This window comes from Sinomicrobium endophyticum, from assembly GCF_052983315.1.
The window spans coordinates 132,036-152,868 of record NZ_JBRKIS010000030.1 but is presented as its reverse complement, the minus strand read 5'-3'; the positions used below and the strand labels follow the sequence as shown (position 1 = coordinate 152,868).

17 protein-coding genes are annotated in these 20,833 nt (G+C 45.0%); 10 read left to right on the top strand and 7 right to left on the bottom strand.

The window, feature by feature from the left end:
• Nucleotides 1–228: 228 nt before the first annotated feature.
• The 5 genes from arsB to ACVBDU_RS12475 all read right to left on the bottom strand — a co-directional run bounded on the left by arsB (nucleotide 229) and on the right by ACVBDU_RS12475 (nucleotide 4,396).
• The gene (arsB, locus tag ACVBDU_RS12495; protein WP_447180092.1) at nucleotides 229–1,281 is read right to left on the bottom strand and encodes an ACR3 family arsenite efflux transporter; all 1,053 of its coding nucleotides are present in this window, start codon (nucleotides 1,279–1,281) and stop codon (nucleotides 229–231) included.
• 3 nt (nucleotides 1,282–1,284) lie between these two features.
• Nucleotides 1,285–1,914, bottom strand: a complete 630-nt coding sequence (locus ACVBDU_RS12490) for an arsenate-mycothiol transferase ArsC (protein WP_447180091.1) — start codon at nucleotides 1,912–1,914, stop codon at nucleotides 1,285–1,287.
• A gap of 17 nt (nucleotides 1,915–1,931) precedes the next feature.
• Nucleotides 1,932–2,396, bottom strand: a complete 465-nt coding sequence (locus ACVBDU_RS12485; protein ID WP_447180090.1) for a DUF6428 family protein — start codon at nucleotides 2,394–2,396, stop codon at nucleotides 1,932–1,934.
• Nucleotides 2,397–2,445: 49 nt separating this feature from the next.
• Complete coding sequence (locus tag ACVBDU_RS12480; RefSeq protein ID WP_447180089.1) at nucleotides 2,446–2,778, bottom strand: ArsR/SmtB family transcription factor; 333 nt, start codon at nucleotides 2,776–2,778, stop codon at nucleotides 2,446–2,448.
• 199 nt (nucleotides 2,779–2,977) lie between these two features.
• Nucleotides 2,978–4,396, bottom strand: a complete 1,419-nt coding sequence (locus tag ACVBDU_RS12475) for a hypothetical protein (RefSeq protein ID WP_447180088.1) — start codon at nucleotides 4,394–4,396, stop codon at nucleotides 2,978–2,980.
• A 335-nt stretch (nucleotides 4,397–4,731) separates the two neighbouring features.
• Here ACVBDU_RS12475 and ACVBDU_RS12470 point away from each other — a divergent pair, with 335 nt between their 5' ends.
• The 4 genes from ACVBDU_RS12470 (at nucleotide 4,732) to ACVBDU_RS12455 (ending at nucleotide 7,742) form a co-directional block, all read left to right on the top strand.
• The gene (locus ACVBDU_RS12470; protein ID WP_447180087.1) at nucleotides 4,732–5,286 is read left to right on the top strand and encodes a carboxymuconolactone decarboxylase family protein; all 555 of its coding nucleotides are present in this window, start codon (nucleotides 4,732–4,734) and stop codon (nucleotides 5,284–5,286) included.
• 73 nt (nucleotides 5,287–5,359) lie between these two features.
• Nucleotides 5,360–5,770 (top strand): DUF1348 family protein, encoded by a 411-nt coding sequence (locus tag ACVBDU_RS12465; protein ID WP_447180086.1) that lies wholly within the window; start codon nucleotides 5,360–5,362, stop codon nucleotides 5,768–5,770.
• Between the two features lie 79 nt (nucleotides 5,771–5,849).
• Nucleotides 5,850–6,704: an alpha/beta fold hydrolase gene (locus ACVBDU_RS12460; RefSeq protein ID WP_447180085.1), complete on the top strand. Its 855-nt coding sequence runs from the start codon at nucleotides 5,850–5,852 to the stop codon at nucleotides 6,702–6,704.
• 165 nt (nucleotides 6,705–6,869) lie between these two features.
• Nucleotides 6,870–7,742 carry a helix-turn-helix domain-containing protein gene (locus ACVBDU_RS12455; RefSeq protein WP_447180084.1) on the top strand — a complete coding sequence of 291 codons (873 nt, stop codon included), beginning with the start codon at nucleotides 6,870–6,872 and terminating at the stop codon, nucleotides 7,740–7,742.
• A gap of 491 nt (nucleotides 7,743–8,233) precedes the next feature.
• Here the strand turns inward: ACVBDU_RS12455 and fabF are convergent, their stop codons facing one another.
• On the bottom strand, nucleotides 8,234–9,484 hold the full coding sequence (gene fabF / locus ACVBDU_RS12450; protein ID WP_447180083.1) for a beta-ketoacyl-ACP synthase II: 1,251 nt from the start codon (nucleotides 9,482–9,484) through the stop codon (nucleotides 8,234–8,236).
• Nucleotides 9,485–9,753: 269 nt separating this feature from the next.
• Nucleotides 9,754–10,518, bottom strand: coding sequence for a DeoR/GlpR family DNA-binding transcription regulator (locus tag ACVBDU_RS12445; protein WP_447180082.1), 765 nt, complete (start codon nucleotides 10,516–10,518; stop codon nucleotides 9,754–9,756).
• A gap of 320 nt (nucleotides 10,519–10,838) precedes the next feature.
• Between ACVBDU_RS12445 and ACVBDU_RS12440 the strand changes: the two genes are divergently transcribed.
• The 6 genes from ACVBDU_RS12440 to ACVBDU_RS12415 are packed head-to-tail and all read left to right on the top strand — an operon-like array spanning nucleotide 10,839 to nucleotide 20,823.
• Nucleotides 10,839–11,969 carry a metallophosphoesterase gene (locus ACVBDU_RS12440; protein ID WP_447180081.1) on the top strand — a complete coding sequence of 377 codons (1,131 nt, stop codon included), beginning with the start codon at nucleotides 10,839–10,841 and terminating at the stop codon, nucleotides 11,967–11,969.
• Between the two features lie 54 nt (nucleotides 11,970–12,023).
• Entirely contained in the window at nucleotides 12,024–15,014 is a 2,991-nt protein-coding gene (locus ACVBDU_RS12435; RefSeq protein WP_447180080.1) for a SusC/RagA family TonB-linked outer membrane protein, read from the top strand.
• A gap of 12 nt (nucleotides 15,015–15,026) precedes the next feature.
• Nucleotides 15,027–16,703: a RagB/SusD family nutrient uptake outer membrane protein gene (locus ACVBDU_RS12430; RefSeq protein ID WP_447180079.1), complete on the top strand. Its 1,677-nt coding sequence runs from the start codon at nucleotides 15,027–15,029 to the stop codon at nucleotides 16,701–16,703.
• Nucleotides 16,704–16,750: 47 nt separating this feature from the next.
• Nucleotides 16,751–18,481, top strand: coding sequence for a sodium:solute symporter family protein (locus ACVBDU_RS12425; protein WP_447180078.1), 1,731 nt, complete (start codon nucleotides 16,751–16,753; stop codon nucleotides 18,479–18,481).
• A gap of 21 nt (nucleotides 18,482–18,502) precedes the next feature.
• Entirely contained in the window at nucleotides 18,503–19,888 is a 1,386-nt protein-coding gene (locus tag ACVBDU_RS12420) for an FAD-dependent oxidoreductase (protein ID WP_447180077.1), read from the top strand.
• A 2-nt stretch (nucleotides 19,889–19,890) separates the two neighbouring features.
• Nucleotides 19,891–20,823: an endonuclease/exonuclease/phosphatase family protein gene (locus ACVBDU_RS12415; RefSeq protein ID WP_447180076.1), complete on the top strand. Its 933-nt coding sequence runs from the start codon at nucleotides 19,891–19,893 to the stop codon at nucleotides 20,821–20,823.
• Nucleotides 20,824–20,833: the final 10 nt, after the last annotated feature.

Genomic DNA, 20,833 nt, shown 5'->3' with positions numbered 1-20,833 from the left:
TTTAGTTGTTAGTTTTTTAGTTGGGGAGTTCTTAGTTTGGTTATGACCAAGGAAAATCAGGTTCGTCCTTCCCGATCCCGATAATTATCGGGATTATCGGGACTAAAGGGAACCTGATTTTCCGACTTATTATTAATTTGTCCCACGCCCCATGTCCATTCGTGGTAAAAGGTTCGAAAGCCACAGTTCTTTTCAGTCCGGAACAGTACCGGAACAGTAATTTTCCGTTTATGCCATCTTAACCCGATAGTATTTTTTTCGCAGCCAGAAAGAAACCCTCACCAGTAGGATCAAAGCCGGAACCTCAACCAACGGACCGATAACCCCTGTAAAGGCTTGCCCGGAATTCAATCCGAATACGGCAATGGCCACGGCGATCGCCAGCTCGAAATTATTGCCCGCTGCGGTAAAGGCTACCGCCGCATTCTTATCATACGATGCTCCCATTGCTTTGGTCACAAAAAAGCCGATAAGGAACATCAATGCAAAATAGATAAGCATGGGGATGGCAATAATGACCACATCCATCGGTATTTCCACAATCAACTCTCCTTTCAGGGAAAACATCACTATAATAGTAAATAACAGGGCTACCAATGTAACCGGGGAAATGGCAGGGATAAATTTTTTGGTATACCACTCCTCCCCTTTTACTTCAACCAGGATAAGGCGGCTTAATATACCTGCCAGGAAAGGAATTCCCAGGTAAATAGCTACGCTTTCGGCTATGGTTCCAATGGAAATATCTACAATGGCACCTTCAAAACCAAACAAGGGCGGAAGTTTTGTGATAAACAACCAGGCGTAAAAACTATAACCGAACACCTGGAATATACTGTTTAAAGCCACCAATCCGGCGCCGTATTCGCTGCTTCCCTCCGCAAGGTCGTTCCACACCAGCACCATGGCAATACACCGGGCAAGGCCTATAAGGATCAACCCCACCATATATTCGGGATAATCCCTTAAAAAGGTAATGGCGAGAACGAACATCAGTACAGGCCCTATGATCCAGTTCAGTAACAAAGAGACGGATAAGATCTTAACATCCCTGAAAACCATCGGCAACAGCCTGTAATTTACTTTTGCCAAAGGAGGGTACATCATCAAAATCAACCCTATGGCAATAGGAATATTCGTAGAGCCGCTGCTGTATGAATTTATAGTTCCGGCAATGGAAGGAAACACATATCCGATTCCGACACCGACAGCCATGGCCAGAAATATCCAAAGGGTAAGATAGCGGTCTAAAAAACTTAGTTTCTTTTTCGTCTTATTCATTTTCTAGTTATTTATCTCAGAGAATACGTAAAAGAGTTCTGTGGCGATCTGCAAACTCCTTTCCCGGTATTTTTCCTTTTGCTGAGGAGTGCCGTCATAAACTTTAGGATCTTCAAAAGTTATGGGTACTCTTTTTTCGGCACCGGCGATAAAAGGACAACCGTCATCGGCCTGGGAACAGGTCATCACGGCTGCAAACCCGGATGCAGGATTAAAATCATTATCCAGTTTTTTGGAAAATCCGATAACGGGATGTTCGTTGTCCGCATATTTGATGGCATAGACCGGGTTGTTGCCTTCGGACAGCTTATCGACTTTAAAGCCCGTATCCTCAAATACTTCGGCGACCATAGGATATAGCGCCGTTGCCTCCGTGCCTCCGGAATAGCAGTATACATTCCGGATATTGAAATAATTTGCAAGCGTTTGCGCCCATACCTGCGACAAGTGGCTCCTGCGGGAATTGTGCGTACAGATGAAATTGATACGTATCGCTTCGCCGGTATGGATTTTATGCCGGATAAAATCAATTAAAGGTTGCAGAGTTTCTTTTCTACCTGCCGGAATACCATCAGTAGTGAATGAGGCGATAGTGTCTTCTATCGGCTTAAAAACAGTGGTTTTTGCATTCATAATTTTAATTTTGGAGATTAGCAACAGCCCGATCCGGGAGTACAGCACGAAGCCTGTAAATCTTTATCCTCTGCCCGGTTTGCCGGTTCCGGCACACCACATTTATCCCTGGCCAGGCAATCGGTCTGTTTCGTGGTCAGTATAAAGTGTTTGCCATTGAAATCAAGGCCGAACTTCCCGATAGTATCTCCCTGGTACTCTACTTCGATCTCCTGGTCTCCGATTCCCAGTACCCGCTCCGAAAGTTCAATGATTTGTACCAGTTTTTCAGGATGCAGCCGATGATCATAATCATCGGCTTCCCACAGTTGAAAGTTCACTACTTCTTCGTTACGGACGGTACCCCCGCAATCGATAAAATCTTTTTTTACCTTGCCTACCTCCGTAACGTGAAAATGGCTAGGCACCAAAGAACCGTCTGGCAGTTGAAAAGCAATGGTTTCCAATGTCCTTAAATGTTGTTTAATTTCCGAAAGTTTCATAACGTTTTATTTATTTATCGCAATGAAGCGATGATTAAACCAAAATTTTTTAGCAGCACTCTTCCCCCTCCTGCAAGCCCAGGTCAAAGAAATCCCGCATCAGCCTGCTCATACTGTTCCAGTTTTCTTTATCAATGCAATAACATACTCGGGTACCTTCAATAGTCCCTTTAATAAGCCCCATGTTCTTCAGTTCCTTCAAATGTTGTGAAATTGTAGGTTGTGCAAGGCCTATTTCGTCTACCAGATCTCCGCAGATACAGGTATTGATCTTAAATAAATGCTGAAGAATGGCAACCCGTGCGGGATGACCGATAACTTTCGCAAATGCGGCAATCCGGTTTTCTTTATCCGAATAAATATCTGTTCTGGTAACTCCCATCGATCCAATTTTAATTACATTGCAATATTACGATTAATTTTGTTTTGAAAAGATTTTTCATAAAAATAAATTTAGAGTATATAACAAAACCTGACTTCGACGTAATGGTTTTAAACGATCCAGGTTTTAAATGAGCTAAAAAGTCAACTACCTCGGGGGCATCCCGATCCCGATAATTATATCGGGATTATCGGGACACTTAGTAAGTAAATTTCTGAAAAGTCAGGGTCCTGGCTTTTCTCTCCACACTGATAACGTTGGTTCCGTAAGCTGTGGGATAACTTTTTAGCAATGTCTTTGTATCAATGGTATGGATAAACGAGGAAAAATCCCGGTTATAAAGGGAGGAAAACACCGTAAACCTGTCGAATATAACATTTTTATATCCCTTATCCCCGGAACTGAACTTAGAGTATAAACCGGCATATTTATTGCCATTTACCTGCAGTTTGTAATTACCAAAAATCTTGCTGTTCATCACCTGGCCGTTCTCTTTGTTGAGAAGATAAAAGTTACAATAACTCTTTCCTTTGGTGGAATACGTGGAAATTCCAAGAAAATGCGGGGTGACATCAAAGGTAAAGTACCTGTTAAAACTGTTGACATAACGAAAATCCGTACCCGGGACTTCCCGGTATTTTTTCCAGATGAGATTCCCTGCCTGGTCGTATTTACACACTAAAAAACCGGAATCTCCCCTTTCGGGCTTGATGCCCGCATAGGCATAATATACCTTTTCGGTTTTGTCATAAACTACAGCCCCTTTGGCGTCTTCGGTAGGAAGCTGATAGGCAAATATGGTCCTTTTGTCACCGTTTATATCGGTGGGTTGATACGAAGAAAACGAATACCTGTTCAAATGCAATTCGGCAAACTCCTCCTTTTTTTTGTCATTAACCTCAAAGTCCAGTCTTGCTTCATTACGTATATTTCCCCGGTAGTCATAAGTGACACACAGGTACTTCCTGGACGTATTTTCGGCCTTGTTTGTCAATCCCACTATAAAAACCTCGTTATCAAAGTACAATAGCTTTGGTCTTTTAAATTCCGCTTCACCGGGAAGGTCCAGCTTTGTTTGGTTTTCATAGTCCCCGGCCAGGCTTTTGACATACAGGTAGACATCTTTATCTTTTTTACTGGCTCCTTCTTTTTTTCCGATGGCAACAAATTCCCTGTCATTTAAAAACTGTATCCGGTCTCCCAGGGCATAAATCCGGGGTCTGAAGTAAAAATCATCTTCCAGGTTTCCGTTGGGATCCTTTTCCGAAAAACCGGACAATTCGCTTTCATGTATACGATAAAAGTTTTTGTCCCGGAGTATCCCACTGTACCGGAAGATCGAATTTTTCCCGGTTTGTGACATAGCAATGAGATCGCCCCCGGCAATCTTGTCCTTTCCACGGAACCTGTATACCTCGTTTAAATCATTATCCAGGAGCGTCAGCCGGGTCTTATCTTCTGCATGCCCGTTTTCCAGTATAAAAAAATTACCGGTATCCGTGACATCATAATCCTGTATTTTATAACCGTCGTCAATGGTGAATTGCACGGTTTTCTCCTGGGCATGAAGGGAGATCATCGTTAAAAGACAGAAAAGAGTGGTGTAAAATTGTTTCATAACAGTTCGGGAATTTGTTCATGGAAAAGGGGTTCTGAGGCAAACTCCCCTTAGTTCTTGTTTGCTGAAATTTAGATAGCTCCTCAGTATTCTTCTTAGAAAAACCGAAAATACACTGCAATCCTTTTACGAACACAAAAACAGGTGTAGAACAAATTCTAGCAGTATATAGAACTTGTTCTATGGTCCGGATTATCCTGACTACAAGGGGGACTTAAAAGGGTATACGGAGAAAAATTGTCCATCTGATGGCGAAGTTCGTCCATTTTCCCGCGGTTGTACTTTTCAAATCTTTGTACTGTCTATAACGACAAGGGTTTTAAAATTTAAATAAGATGCAAAGAATTGAAGCACTACAGCCGGAAACGGCCAATGGAAAAACAAAAGAACTGTTTGACGGAATACAGGCCAAATTAGGTATGGTCCCCGCCATGATGCGGACTATGGGAAATTCACCCGCAGTATTGGAGGGATACCTGGGCCTAAACGAAACATTAGGTAAAAGTTCGCTGGGAGGTAAACTGGGCGAATTAATTGCCCTTACGGTTGCCAATGCGAACAGATGTCATTACTGCAATGCCGCTCATAGCTTTATCGGGGAAAAACTGGTGGGGATAGACCCTCCGGCTATTGAAGCAGCAAGGGATGGTAAATCCGATATCCCCAAAATTCAGGCAGCATTGACTTTTGCCAGAACACTACTGGCCAAAAAAGGAAATGTAAGTGATGAAGATGTCCAGGCCCTCAGATCGGCAGGATATACGGATGCCGCAATTACGGAAATCATAGCCCATACAGCCTTGAATATTTTTACGAATTACTTTAATAATGCAACCGGGGTAGCAATCGATTTTCCCGAAGTAGCATTGGCAGAAGCAGCCGCGGTTTAATCTTTCGATTATTCATGGCAGACACGTTGAAGCGGGTGTCTGCCTTATTATTCACTTTCTAAATTTATTTATAATGGAAATCAGAAAACCGGTACCTCCTTTTTCACAGGAAACCGCCACAGAAAAAGTACAGTTAGCAGAAGACGCATGGAACAGCAAAGATCCGGTCAGGGTAGCCCAGGCTTACACGGTAGACTCCGAGTGGCGAAACCGTACAAAATTCATTAACGGAAGGGAGGAAATAATTGCATTCTTAACCGAAAAATGGGAAAAAGAAAAGCACTACAAACTGAAAAAAGAGTTATGGGGCTTTCGCGAAAACCGGATAGCCGTCCGTTTTGAATATGAATACCAGGACATAAACGGACAATGGTTCCGGGCTTATGGCAACGAACTCTGGGAATTTGATGAAAACGGGTTGATGCAAAAACGATATGCCAGTATCAATGACCTGCCTATTCAAAAAGCGGACCGAAGATTATAAGGCCCCCGGTTGTCCTGTAACACCTTTGAAAAACCACGATAAATTATCACATAAACGATAACAGAATAACAGACATACAATGAAAAATACCATACGATATCAATTCAAAAACATTCAGGGTATAAATATTTTCTACCGCGAGGCCGGGGATCCTAAAAAGCCTGCACTCATTTTGTTGCACGGTTTCCCTTCCTCCAGTTACCAATACCGCAAAGTTTTGATGGCCCTGAAAGACCAGTATTATTTGATAGCGCCGGACTATCCGGGTTTCGGGATAAGCGATTTTCCTTCGGACCAGGATTTCACGTATAGTTTTGACCATTTGGGGGAAATTATGGATGCCTTTGTACAAAGTTTTAACCTGGAAAGTTACAGCCTGATGGTCCAGGATTACGGAGCCCCGGTAGGGTTCAGGATTGCTACCGCCCACCCGGAAAAAATAACGGCAATTATCACCCAGAACGGGAACGCTTACGAAGAAGGTTTAGGCCCTGCCTTCGAAGACGTTAAAAAATTGTGGAAAGACAATTCCGATGCCAACAGAAAAGCTTTACTGCCAACTTTTACCCTGGAAAATCTGAAATGGGAATATACACATGGAACCCGGAATCCGGAAAGTATTGACCCCGATAGCTGGCATCTGGATTTTCACAGGCTTTCGCGTCCCGGAGCGCACCAGGTAAACCTTGACCTGTTCTACGATTACCGGAACAATGTAAAACTTTACCCGCAATGGCAGCAATATTTCAGGACCTACCAGCCCCCCATGCTGATTGTCTGGGGTAAAAACGACCTGTTTTTTCCGGAGTCCGGTGCGGCAGCGTATAAAAAAGATCTGAAAAAGGTGGATTACAATCTATACGACACCGGCCATTTTGCCCTGGAAGAGGAAGGAGAAAAGATCATTGAAAAGATAAAACAATTCCTGGGTTAGCACAGGTATGAGGACCCGTTTGAATTTTTCAGGTTATCGGAAAAGTTTAAACGGGTTCTTCATTTAAAGATGGACAACAGACTTTAATCTAATACCCCGGAGCATTTCAAATCGCACTTAGGGAGGAAAATATTATTTTTACCGTATTGTTAATGCACCGTATCCATGCTACAAAAAAGCAACCACACACTTATAGACCCCAAAACGGGTAGCCTTGCGTTTAAAGTAATGACGTTTGAACACAATATATTCGAATCGTTACAACGGTTTAATTACTATACGCTCATCTGGGTAACCGAGGGAACGGGCAAAATACATGCAGATGTGTCGGAATATGATTTTACGGAAAATACCATGCTTTCCCTTTCCCTGTACCAACCGTTTAAAATCATTTCGGAAACACCGTTAAAAGGTGTTGTAATCCATTTCCACCCGGATTTCTTTTGTATATACAAGCATCACAAGGAAGTAGCCTGCGATGGGGTGTTGTTTAATAATATGTATGGCGCACCTATAGTGTCCCTTCCGGAAACTTCACAACACACACTTCTACTATTGGCAGAACAAATGACGGAAGGAATCCGGACAAAAGGATTTGCACAGTATGAGTTGTTAGTTTCTTATTTGAAGATCTTTTTGATTATGCTGTCCCGGCTGAAATCGGAACAATATCCACAAAACGCAGATAATATGACAGGAGATGACGAGCCTTTTGTATTACAAAATTTAAAAGATTGCATAGAAACCCATTACAAAGAAAAACACGCGGTAAGTGATTATGCCGATATGCTGGCGATCACGCCCAAGGCCCTGGCAAAAATCACGAAAAAGCACTATAAAAAAACCGTGACCGATCTGATTTCCGACAGGATTATCATTGAAGCCAAGAGAGAACTCTATTTAACCAATAAAACGGTAAAAGAAATAGCTTACGCCCTGGGATACAGCGACGAATACTACTTCAGCAGGTTTTTTAAAAAGAATGTGGAAGTATCTCCCCAGATGTATAGAGATACCGTTGGGTTTGACAGGGCATGAGTGGTTTGATCTCTTCCTGACGACCTGTGAAAAAGGGTAGCCCGGAAGTCAACTACCTCGGGGCAAGCCCACGAGGTATTCAAACGAGCAAACCTTAGCTCATTTCGATGCAGAGCATCGGGGAATAAGCCCCATTTAATGGGGTTTAAACTACTTCAACCTATTTTCAATGTAAAAAATTTATGTTATGCAGAGTTGGTCGTGAGTTGTTTTACGTAAGTTGGTTAATATATATGCCTGACTTTAATCATCATTCCTGGTTTTTAATGTTTATCCCTATTAATTTAAAAAAACAAAATGGTTATTCCATAACATATCAGCACTTTAAGATAACTTTATACCTATTGTCGGTTTAAAACTTTACGGACTGGAAATCTATAGGTTTCCGGCAGACTGAAAACCTGCTTTACCACGGATACACGAATAATTTTAAGATAGCTTCCATATATCCGTGTATCTGTGGCTGGAATTAACGGAGACATTAAATTCCGTTACAGATTTTCCGCTACCTTTTTGAATACTACGGTAGAATTATGTCCGCCAAAACCAAAAGCATTGCTCATAGCTACGTTAACTTCTTTTTCCAGCGCCTTGTTGGTAACAATACGGAATTCCCGAGGAATGGCTTCATCCAGCTCCTCCACATTAATGGTTGGCGGAATTATATTGTGGTTAATGGATTGGATACACAGAATAGCTTCTATGGCCCCGGCAGCACCTAATAAATGCCCGGTCATGGATTTCGTTCCGCTGATATGCAAATTTTCAGGAAAGCCAAATGCCTTTTGCACGGCATTGAGCTCGGCTATATCTCCCAGGCCGGTAGATGTGGCATGGACATTCAGATAATGGACATCTTCCGGGGCCAGATCTGCTTCCTTTAAAGCCAGTTGCATAGATTTTGCAGCTGCAATACCTTCCGGATGCGGTGATGTCATATGATAGGCGTCGGCAGTCATTGCCGTTCCGACTACTTCGGCATAAATTTTAGCGCCGCGCTTTCTGGCATGTTCATATTCTTCCAGAACCAAAGCCCCGGCCCCTTCTCCCATTAAAAATCCGTCCCGGTCTTTATCGAAAGGCCGGCTGGCTTTTTCAGGATCATCATTTCGTTTGGACATGGCTTTTAAGGCGGAAAACCCCCCGATAGACGCCGGAGAAATTCCGGCTTCCGAACCTCCGGTAATAAACACTTTCGCTTTTCCCAGTTTTATGTAATTGTAGGCATCCATGATAGCCGTGTTGGAAGTCGCACAGGCAGAAACCGGTGTATAGTTTACCCCCATCAATCCCAATTTTATAGAAATCATTCCGGAAGCCATATTGACCAATAGTTTTGGAATGAAAAACGGGTTAAAACGGGGGCGATAACCGCCTTCTACATAGTTTTTTACTTCTTCTTCAAAAGTGATCATGCCTCCCTGTCCGCTTCCCCAGATGACCCCGACATCGAAAGCGTCTATTTGATCCATATCCAAACCGGCATCTTCCCAGGACTGCATTGCCGCATAAAGTGCATATTGCGTAAACAAATCACTTCTTTTGATCTCATTCCGGTCCAGGTATTTTTGCGGCGTAAAATCCTTGACTTCGCATGCAATCTGCGTCCGGAACTCCGATGCATCAAAACGGGTGATTTTCGCAGCACTGCTCTTTCCGGCAATACTGTTTTCCCAAAATTCCTTAACCGTATTTCCCAAAGGAGTAACGGCTCCTAATCCTGTAACAACAACTCTGGTCATATGTGACTGATTTTTCTTAGCGCTTCGCTGATTTTTGCGGACAAAGGTAGTTGCTATAACGGGAACTTCATACTGATCTTTCCGAAAAGCTTTAAATAAGCTTCGGGTCGCCTCTGTTTGGTATAAAAAATTTACTTCACAAACTGGAACTACCGAAAAAATTGCCTTACCAATACCGGTTTCCGGTGGTTACCGCCCATTGCATTTGTGGTCTCTAGAGCAAACAAATCCGGGAACCGGGGAACGAAAGGCAGATCCCAGACAATCCTTTAATTAGCAATTATCACATTGATATCCCTGCTCTCCAAAGCTTTTACCACTCCGGGAGGCACATTGGAATCGGTTATTATATAATGAACCTGCTCCAGGCCACACACCTTGCCCAGGCCTCTTTTACCGAATTTGGAGCTATCGGCCAGCACTACCAGTATCTGTGCCGATTCTATCATCTTTTTGTTCAGTGCAGCTTCCGCCAGGTTGGTAATAGACAAACCGAAATCGAGATCTATTCCGTCCACCCCCAAAAACAAGATACCTGAAGAAATCTCTTCTAAGATACTTTCCGCGGTCGTTCCCGCTACCGAAGAAGAATTGGGACGGATGATTCCACCAAGCTGAACGATCTCTATATTCGGCCGGCTGCACAAGGCCAGAGTAACTTTTACCGCCGGAGTTATAACCGTAAGCTGTTTTTCAGAATGCAGCATATTGGCAAAAGTATACACCGTAGTTCCCGATCCGATGATAATGGAGTCATTGTCCTTTATAAGGTCCAGAGCTATCTTACCTATCTTTTGCTTGGCTTCGGCATTGATATGTTCCTTTTCGTCAATAGTCCGCTCATTCATGTAAGGGTTGCTCATAGATGCCCCCCCGTGCGTTCTGAATAGTAATTTCTTGTCTTCCAGAAGTTTCAGGTCCTTTCTTATCGTAACCCCGGAAACATTGAGTAAAGCAGTAAGGTCATTGATCTTTACCCTCCCCTCCTCCTTTAACTTCTGGAGGATCATTTCATGCCTGTCGGTAATATCCATACTTCAGATTTTAAACAGTTGATTTAATATAAAATTAATAATTATTACAAAAGGTTTCGCAAACACCGAAAAGCTAACTTTAAATTAACATAACAGCTCCCGAAACCAGGATCTCGTAATCATTAATTAACTTTCAAATTGCTTTTATTAATGTTTTATTTAATTAAAAATATAAAAATATCAACTTTCATTATATTTAATTATGTTATTTTTAATTTAATTTACTTACTTTGCCATAGCGAAAGACAAAGATACATGTCTTTTTGAAACCAGATATATAATATTATATCAAACCAAAAGTCCAACCAAAACACAGAATTATGAAAAACAAACTGACAATTCCTTTCAGCAAGACGAAGGACACGTGCTACCTTCTGCTTTTCCTCATCGCAATGATCCTGGTGACGGGCTGTAATGATTCCGGTACTATCCACGATGACAAACCGGATATCCGTGGTGAAGAAATGCTCACCGCCAGCCTGAATGACACCTTTTTCCAGATCGCTGTCCTCCCCGACACCCAATACTACACTTCTCTGAAACACGGGGGAACAATGAATATGTTCCGGGAGCAGATCTCCTGGATACGACGCAACAGGGAAACTTCCAAAATTGCCTATGTAGTCCACCTTGGCGATGTTGTAGACCACGGCAGTACCGACAACGATGTGGAGTGGCAGCGCGCGGCAACGGATCTTTACAAACTGGAAGACGATAATATCCCTTATGGTATAGCCGTAGGCAATCACGACCAGTCGCCCTACGGGAACCCGTCCTCTCCGGGGACGGCAAGTGGTTACGGCGTTTATTTCGGAAGGGACCGCATGGAGAACTTTCCCTGGTATGGTGGTGCACAGGGCAGTTCCAACAATAACGATAACCATTACGACATTTTTACGGCTGCAGGCCAATCCTTCCTGGTCATTTACCTGGAATTCAACTCTCCCGGTCATCAACTTTACAGCACCAACCGCGAAACCATTGTGATGGACTGGGCCGACCAGGTAATAACTGCCCACCCAGATCACAAGGTCATCGTAGTAAGCCACAGTCTGCTTCGAAAACCTTCGGGAAGTAACAGTGATATCCGTGACGGACAAGGAGACAACAGTGTACAAAGCTCCTTTTCCAACCAGGGAGAAGTTATTTATGACAGGATGAAACACCACAGCAATGTATTTCTGATGCTCGGCGGACACGTTTCCGGCGAAGGTTTCCGCAGGGATGAATACAACGGTAATGTTATTAAATCTTACCTGTGCGATTATCAATCCAGGAGAAATCCACCCTACACCGAAAACGACAGAAACGGCGGAAACGGGCTCATGCGCATCATGAGGTTTGACATGGAAAACGAAACACTTGGTATACGCACTTTTGCTCCCAGGCAGGGGGCCAATATCCTCGAAGAGGACGAAGACAGCAAATTCACAACCTCTTTATATAATTAATACCGGGATCATACGAAATAACCACAAACACAATTTGCTAATAAAATCAGAATTATGAAAAGATCGCTAAAAATTTCTTTCATATTCCTTCTATGCCTGTTCTCTGTGCCCGGGTTTGCACAGGAGCGCATAATAACAGGAAATGTAAAGGACGAAGAAGGCACACCACTGCCCGGGGTAACTGTTCTCATCAAGGGCACTTCCACGGGGACAGCTACCGATTTTGACGGGAATTTTTCCCTCGAAGTCCCGGAAGGTAACACTGTATTATTGTTTTCCTATATAGGATATGCAGAACAGGAAGCGACCATTGGTGAAAGTTCAGAAATAACCGTTTCCCTGGCTCCGGACCTCACTTCCTTAGATGAAGTGGTGGTGGTAGGCTTTGGCAAACAGAAAAAAGTAAACCTTACAGGTTCCGTTTCCGAAATCTCCGATCAGAATATTTCCAGCAGGCCTGTGGGGCAGGCCTCTGCCGCATTGCAGGGCCTGGCTCCCGGGGTCACGGTAAGTCAATCTTCAGGAAGGCCCGGCGGCGACGCCGGCACCATACGCATCAGGGGGATCGGAACTTTAAGCAGTGCCAATCCTTTAGTTATGATAGATGGAGTTGAAGGCAGCCTTAATGATTTAGATCCGAACAACATAGCGTCCATTTCCGTGTTAAAAGATGCAGCCTCAGCTTCCATATACGGTTCCAGAGCAGCTAACGGGGTGATCCTGGTGACTACAAAACGATCGGATAGTGACGGACTTACTATAAACTACAGAGGATATGTAGGCTGGCAGGAACCTACAAACCTTCCGGATATGGTAGATGCCATTGACCACATGAGGCTTACAAACGTAGCTTATGTGAATACAGGGAGGGACCCGTTGTATTCGGAGGAACTAATACAGAACTATATGGCTGACGGAGGAACGGATACGGATACCTATCCCAATACGGATTGGCAAAAAGAAGTCCTTACCGGATCGGGCCTGATGAACAGCCATTTTCTAACACTCAGAGGCGGTGGCGGTAAAGTCAGGTTTATGACCTCCTTCGGATATTTTGATCAAAAAGGGATCATTGAAAACTCGGGTTTTACCCGTTTGACCCTCAGAAATAATATGGATATCCATTTTTCGGAAAAATTTGATTTGAGTATCGACCTGCAGCTAATGGCAAAAGAAACAAAAGAACCGGGGCGAAGCACTTCGAGTGTATTCCATTGGATGAACCGGATCCCGGCAAACCAGCCGGGAATAAACCTGGACGGATCCTATGGTGAAGGTTGGAACGGGGCCAATCCTATTGCCTTTAGCAGGGAAGGCGGCCTCCGGAAAAACAGCAGTTATCCCAGGATACAGTTAAATTCCACTTTTAACTACAGGCCTGTCAATGACCTGGAGCTTTCATTTACCATAGCCCCGAGGTTTTCGGAATACAGTAATGATGAGTTTTACGGTGCCATAGACACTTACCATCCCGACGGGACAATAGCCAACACCTCCCCGGCCAGAAGTACATTGACGAGAGAGGTCAGCAGGTCACTTTACAATAATCTCCGGGCAACAGCAACCTATGATAAAGCTTTAGGTGACCATAACTTCAAAGTTTTGCTGGGAGCATCGCGGGAGGATTATCAAAATAAATACCTTTCCGCTTTCAGGGATGATTTTCCTTTACCCGAATATCCCGTATTAGACACGGGGTCCGCCGAAAACCAGCAGAATTCGGGAAATGAAGCAGAATGGGCCTTGCAATCCTTTTTCGGGAGAATAAATTACGATTACAAACAAAGGTATTTACTGGAAATAAACAGCCGCTATGACGGTTCATCCCGTTTTTCCAAAGGCAATAAATACGGCTTTTTCCCTTCCCTGTCTGCCGGCTGGAGAATTTCGGAAGAAAGCTTTATGGAACCTATAAAAAATACATTGACCGAATTGAAATTAAGAGGGTCCTGGGGACTGTTAGGCAACCAGGACATAGGAAACTACCCTTTTACCACTTCTATTGCCATCGGTACTTATAGCTTTAATAAGGAAATTGTAAATATGGCGGCATTAAACAGGATGGCCAATTCCGAAATATCATGGGAAACCACGGAAATGATAGATGTGGGAATCGATTTTACATTGTTCTCCAAACTGTCTGTTACGGCAGATTATTATTCCCGGGAAACCAGGGACATTCTATATGACCTCAATATCCCCCTGACCATAGGTTTGGCAGCACCTACCCAAAATGCGGGCGTGGTGACAAACAAAGGCTGGGAAGTCGGTGTAACTTACCGGGAAGCCATTGACGACTTCCGTTTTGACATCAACCTGAATGTCTCCGATGTTAAAAATAAAGTGGTGGATCTACGCGGTGTAAATCGTACAGGACTAACCGTCAGCAGGGAAGGCCATCCCATAAATTCCATCTGGGGGCTGGAATCTCTCGGGCTGTTCCAGTCGGAAGAGGAAATAGAGAACCATGCCCAACAATTCGGCAATGTAGCTCCCGGGGACATCAAATATAAAGATCAGAACGGTGACGGTATAATTAATGACGACGACAATATGGTTATTGGCAGTACCATTCCCAGGTATACTTTCGGGGCTATTTTAAACGCTGCTTATAAAGGATTCGATTTTAATGCTGTTATCCAGGGAGTAGGAAAAGCAGACGGCTATTTATATCAACAAGGCATCATGCCTTTTTTTAACGGCGGAACGGTGCAGGAACAACATAAGGACTACTGGACACCGGAAAACACCGATGCCGCATTTCCCCGCCTCACCATCAGCGAGGCAAACAATGAGAAGAACTCAAGCTTTTGGGTAAAAGACGCTTCTTATATACGCCTAAAGAACATCCAGATAGGGTATACCCTACCCGAGCGGATATCAGCTAAGATAGGCATGAGTAAGATCCGGTTGTATGCCACCGGCCAGAATTTGTTCACTATAGATAATTTTTGGAAGGGATATGATGTGGAAGCCCCCGTAGGCAGAGGGGATGTATACCCACAGGTAAAAGTTTACAATATAGGTTTAGATATTAACTTTTAAAACGGAACTAAAATGTTAAAAAAAATACAACCCTGGTTTTGTATAGTTTGTCTGGGATTTTGCCTGGCAGCTTGCAGTGATGGATATTTGGATAGATATCCATTGAACGGACCTTCTTCTGAAACTTTTTATTCTAATGAGGATGAATTGATAATGGGATTGTTTGGCGCTTATAAAGCCTTGAATTTTAATCCTAAATCAAACCGTCCCTGGCCGGTAATACTGGATGTTACGACAGACCTTAGCTGGAACAGGAGCAATCATCAAATGCAACATATAGGAAATGGCAGCCATGAGAGTGACAACGGTTCTGTCCTCATTTTCTGGAGAGAATTTTACCAGGCCATAGGCAGGGCCAATTTTCTTTTGGATAATATCGATCACCTGAAAGACCAGATCTCTGCTGAAACTTATAACCAGACACGGGCTGAAGCACGTTTTATACGGGCACTGAGCTATCACTATTTAATTGAGCTTTTTGGCGATGTCCCCTTAATAACCGCTCCCCAAACCATTGAAGAGGCCCAGGTGCCCAGGGACCCTAAAAACGAAGTAGCAGAATTTGTGATACAGGAAATGACAGAAGCAGCTATCGATTTGCCTGTAAGGCATGGTGATGATGCCTATCACGGTAGGGCCACAAAGGGAGCTGCTTTGGCTATAAAAGCAAGAACAGCTCTTTACAATGAGAAATGGGATATCGCCGCTGCCGCCGCAAAAGAGGTAATGGACCTGGATTATGAATTACACGGCGATTTCGGACAGCTTTTCACCTATGACGGTCAAACTTCCGATGAAATCATATTTTCACTGCAATATTTACGGGGGGTAATGACCCATGCAACACCAAATTACCTGACATCCCGCTTAGCCGGTGGGGTCTCCAATGAAGTCCCATCACAAACCGTTGTAGACTCCTATGAAGCCAATGACGGACTTACCATTGATAAATCTGAAGTATACGATCCGGAAAAACCCTTTGAGAACCGCGACCCGCGTTTGCATGAAACCGTGGTCCTCCCGGGATCCGTCTTGTTCGGATACCAGTTTGAAACCCATAATGACAGTACTGAGATCTGGAATTACAACACCAATCCGCCTACAAGAATTAAAAATATTGATGCCTCCCATGCCTATGCGACATACACGGGATATTTATGGAGAAAATATACGGATATTAAAGATATGCCCGATGACACAAATTCCGAAATCAATATCATCCTGATTCGTTATGCCGAAGTTCTGCTTATTTATGCCGAAGCGAAAATCGAGGCCGGGGAACTGGACGATTCGGTATACGACGCCATAAACCAGGTAAGACAAAGGCCAGGTGTTGACATGCCGCCTATAGAACCCGGTAAGACGCAGAATGAATTGCGTTCCGTAGTCCGCAAGGAGCGTAAGTACGAATTGGCCAATGAAGGGCTCCGGCTATTTGATATCCGGCGTTGGAAAATTGCCGGAGATGTTATGCCAGGGGCATTCCTGGGCAGGATCCCGGATGAATTTCTAAGTAGCGCACCGGAGATCGACGAGCATGGGACCCCCGATTATTCCAACGTATCAAACGGCTCCAAACTCAGGCATGTGGAAACCAGGAATTTTAATCCGTCGAGAGATTACTTATTCCCGATACCCAATATAGATGTTTTAACCAATGAAGCACTGGAGCAAAACCCCGGTTATTAATATGTCATTTCTTAAGTCGAAAAGAATGATGAACAGATAAACAAAACATGTATACAATAGATATTATCGTATTGGTCATATACCTTATAGGTCTCATCGGGATGGGAAGTATTTTTTCCCGTCTCAAGAATACCAGCGAAATGTTCGCTGCAGCCGGAAAGTCGCCCTGGTGGCTCTCCGGCCTCTCGTCGTTTATGACCACTTTTTCCGCAGGGACCTTTGTGGTCTGGGGGGGCATTGCCTACCGTTTCGGCATGGTAAGCGTTTCCATTCTCACCGTTATAGGTATCGCTGCCTTGTTTGCCGGGTGGTTCCTCGCTTCCAGGTGGAAAAAATTCGGGTATTCCTCCGCCGCGGAATTTCTCAACGATCGTTTTGGAAGGTCCCTGGTACACTTCTATACCCTGCTACAGGGACTCGTAGGGCTCTTTACCATGGGCGGAGCTGTCTATGCCCTGGCCGTGGTGATCACAGCGCTGGTCCCCCTGCCCGAAGGACATCTCCTTGCCAATCCGGAAACCGGGTACCTTTCGGTTACTTTTACTTCGCTGGCACTTTGCGCTCTGGTGATCCTTATCACTTTCGGGGGCGGACTGTGGGCTGTACTGATGACCGACGCCCTGCAATTTATTATTCTATCGGCTTCCGTACTCATTGTTGTTCCCCTGATCCTGTCTAAGATCGGTGGGCCTTCGGAGTTGTTCCGCTCTGCCCCGGGTGGCTTTACCGAATTGGTCAATAGTGAATTTTCCTGGTATTTTCTCCTCGGGTGGAGCGTGGTCTTTTTCTTTAAGATCGGGGGGGAATGGGCATATGTGCAACGGTTCGTATGTGTACCGAACAGCAAGGATGCCAAAAAGGCAACCTATCTCTTCGGTATCCTTTACATTGTAAGCCCTTTTATCTGGATGGTCCCTCCCATGGCCTACCGTATTCTCAATCCCGATGCAGACTATGAACAGGCTTATATCCTGGCCAGCCAGGAGGTCCTTCCAGCAGGCATGCTCGGGCTCATGATCGCCGCCATGTGTTCGGCAACGGCCAGTATGGCCACTACCCAGCTCAATGTTTTTGCCGGGGCGTTTACCACGGAATTTTACCAGCGTATTTTCCGTCCTGCTGCCACTGACGGGGAACTCGTAAAAGCCGGCCGGATTTTCACGCTGTTTCTCGGGGGAATCATCATAGCCGGGGCATTGCTCATTCCCGCCCTGGGCACCTATACCGGCTATATTTTGGCCTCCGTGGCCATACTTACCGGTCCCCTTGTACTACCGACCATCTGGGGGCTGTATTCCAGGAAGATCGGCATCCGTACAGCTTGGGCAGTTACTATAATAAGCATTGTATTCGGGCTGACCGTAAAGATCGGTTTTCAACAAGGCGGGTTCCTTATCGGGTTCCCGGCCTTCTCCGGTATAGCTTCCGCCATACAGGCCCATGAACGCCTGACGGAAGTTATCGTGGGAACCCTGTTACCACTACTACTCCTCGTCGTTTGTGAAGCTTTCAGCAAGGAAATTTACCCCGGCTGGAACAAAGTGCAGCACAACCGGAAAACATATACGGAGGGCGTCTCGTCAAATGCTTCTGCCCTGCCCGCCAGGTTATGTGCGTGGTCTTCCATTATTGTAGCCGCACTTATGGCAGTGATAGCCCTGCTGGGTGACGAAAAAGGGATGCTCGTACTATCTTTCAGTATAGGGCTTATGCTTTTGGGATCGGTCATACTCTGGTATCAAAAGAAAAAGAGCAAACACGACACAATAACCTCATAAAAAACAGACAAGCACCACATTATGAAATACATTACAGAAAAAGGAAAAGAGATCCCCGTAAGAACAGAAACAGATATCGTTGTCGTAGGCGGCGGGCCTTCCGGAATTATAGCTGCACAGGCCGCTGCGGAAGACGGCTTAAAGGTCATACTCGTAGAAAACCGCAGCTTCCTGGGCGGGAATATGACCATAGGCCTGCCCGTCCTCGGGTTTCTCGGGCAAAAGGGCAACCAGATCATCAAGGGGCTTCCGCAGAAGTTCATCGACCGGTTGGCCGAACAGGATGCAGCCAGCGAACACAGGCCCTGCCCGTTGCATATGAGCATCACTCTGGTGGAACCCGAGGCCGTTAAGAACACCGCCCTGGAAATACTCCTCGAAAGCGGGGTCGAGATCTTGCTATACACCTATTTTGTCGATGCTGTCATGGAAAACGATCAGATAAAGGGAATCATTATAGAGAGCAAAGCAGGAAGGGAAGCCATTCTGGCCCAAACAGTCATCGATTGCAGCGGTGATGCCGACGTGGCCTACCGGGCAGGAGTTCCCTGTGAAAAAGGAAATGAAAAAGGTGGGATGCAACCCCCTACCCTCATGTTCTGCATGGGTGGTGTGGATACCGAAAAGCTCCGCATGAGCATCGCCAATGAGCACCGCACTTACCTTACCGATTTTATCCCTGCGGAATACTTCGGACAAAACCACCAGTTTATCGTGGTAGGACTACGCGACCTGATGAACAAGGCCCGTAACGAAGGGTTTACGCTCAATACGGAAAGGACCATTATCATAACAGGACTCCGTAAAGGAGAAGTATGGATCAACATGTCCAGCGTGCACGGGGTTGACGGCACCAAACCGGAAGACCTGACCCATGGCGAAATAAAGGGACGGGAACAGATCAGGGATATTCAGAAATACCTCATAGAATACGTGCCGGGGTTTGAAAAAGCCTTCTTCACCAAAATGGCCCCCTTTCTCGGCATCCGGGAAACAAGAAGAATTGTTGGGAAATATGTAATGACCAAAGAAGATGTCCTGGAGTGCAGGCGGTTTGACGACGCCATCGCCGTAGCCAGCTATCCGCTGGACCTCCACCATCCGCACGACGGTGGCTGTACCTTAACCTGGTGCGGAGATTGTTATGACATCCCTTATGCTTCCCTTGTTCCTCAAAAAGTAGAGAACCTGCTGGTGGCAGGCCGCGCAATTTCTACTACCCACGAAGCGATGTCGGCGATCCGGGTAATGGCCCCCTGTATGGCCATGGGAGAAGCGGCGGGCCGTGCTGCCAAAATAGCTGTCAGAAAAGGAATATTACCATCCGCATTAAATGTGAAAGAGCTACAGCAGGAACTTTTGGTAAAAGGCGCTTATTTGAATACCGAAACCTTATTAAAAGCTTAAAAATGAAAGACCCTCAAAACATAGTATCCGGAATGGATGCCATAACAGCCAAATTCCTGTTGCTGACCATTGTTTTTTTGTCCGTCACCGTTTCGGGGGCACAGGATACCGGGAACACGCATAAAATAGTAAGCGCCAACATAAGGGTGGCATTGAGCCAGGACGAAGCCGAAGGTACCGGCTGGGCGGACAGGAAAGAACTGGTTTTTGATGTCTTTCGGGACCATAAACCGGATATCATTTGCCTGCAGGAAGTACTGAAGGTACAGAATGAAGCCCTCAAAACTGCCTTTCCCGAATATTTTTCCTTCGGTTTTGAAGGCCCGGAAATGGACGCCCATCAGGATGGAGAATATCACGGGATAGCCAAAAACCCGATTATGTTTTCCAGGGAAAAATACGAACTGGTCTCGGCCGGGACTTACTGGTTGTCCGAAACTCCCCAGTTGGGCGGAACAATGTCATGGAATACCGCCAGGGCGAGGCATGTAAACTGGGTAAGGTTAAAAGACAGAACCACAGGCAGGGAGTTCCGGGTTTTGAACACACACCTGGATCATGTTTCCAGGGAATCGCGAAAACGGCAGGTTTCCATGATCGTGGAAGAAGGCGATCAGTACCCGGAGAATTTTCCGCAGGTCCTCACCGGTGATTTCAACGCAGATATAAAGTCTGCCCCAATCGATATTGTCAAAACCCGGTGGGTAGACAGCTATGCCGAAGTTCACGGTGAAGAAGACCCCGGGTATACGGTGCACGGGTTTAAAGGAAGGGAATACGGAAAAAACTCTGATAAAAAGCGCAAAGGCAAAGTGGATTTTATTTTTTACAGAGGCCCCGTAGAGGCCAGAGCCGCAGAAGTTATCAAAGACGATCGCAATGGAGTCTATCCCAGCGACCACTATTTTGTATCGGCTGAATTAGTCATAGAATAACACCTAACCA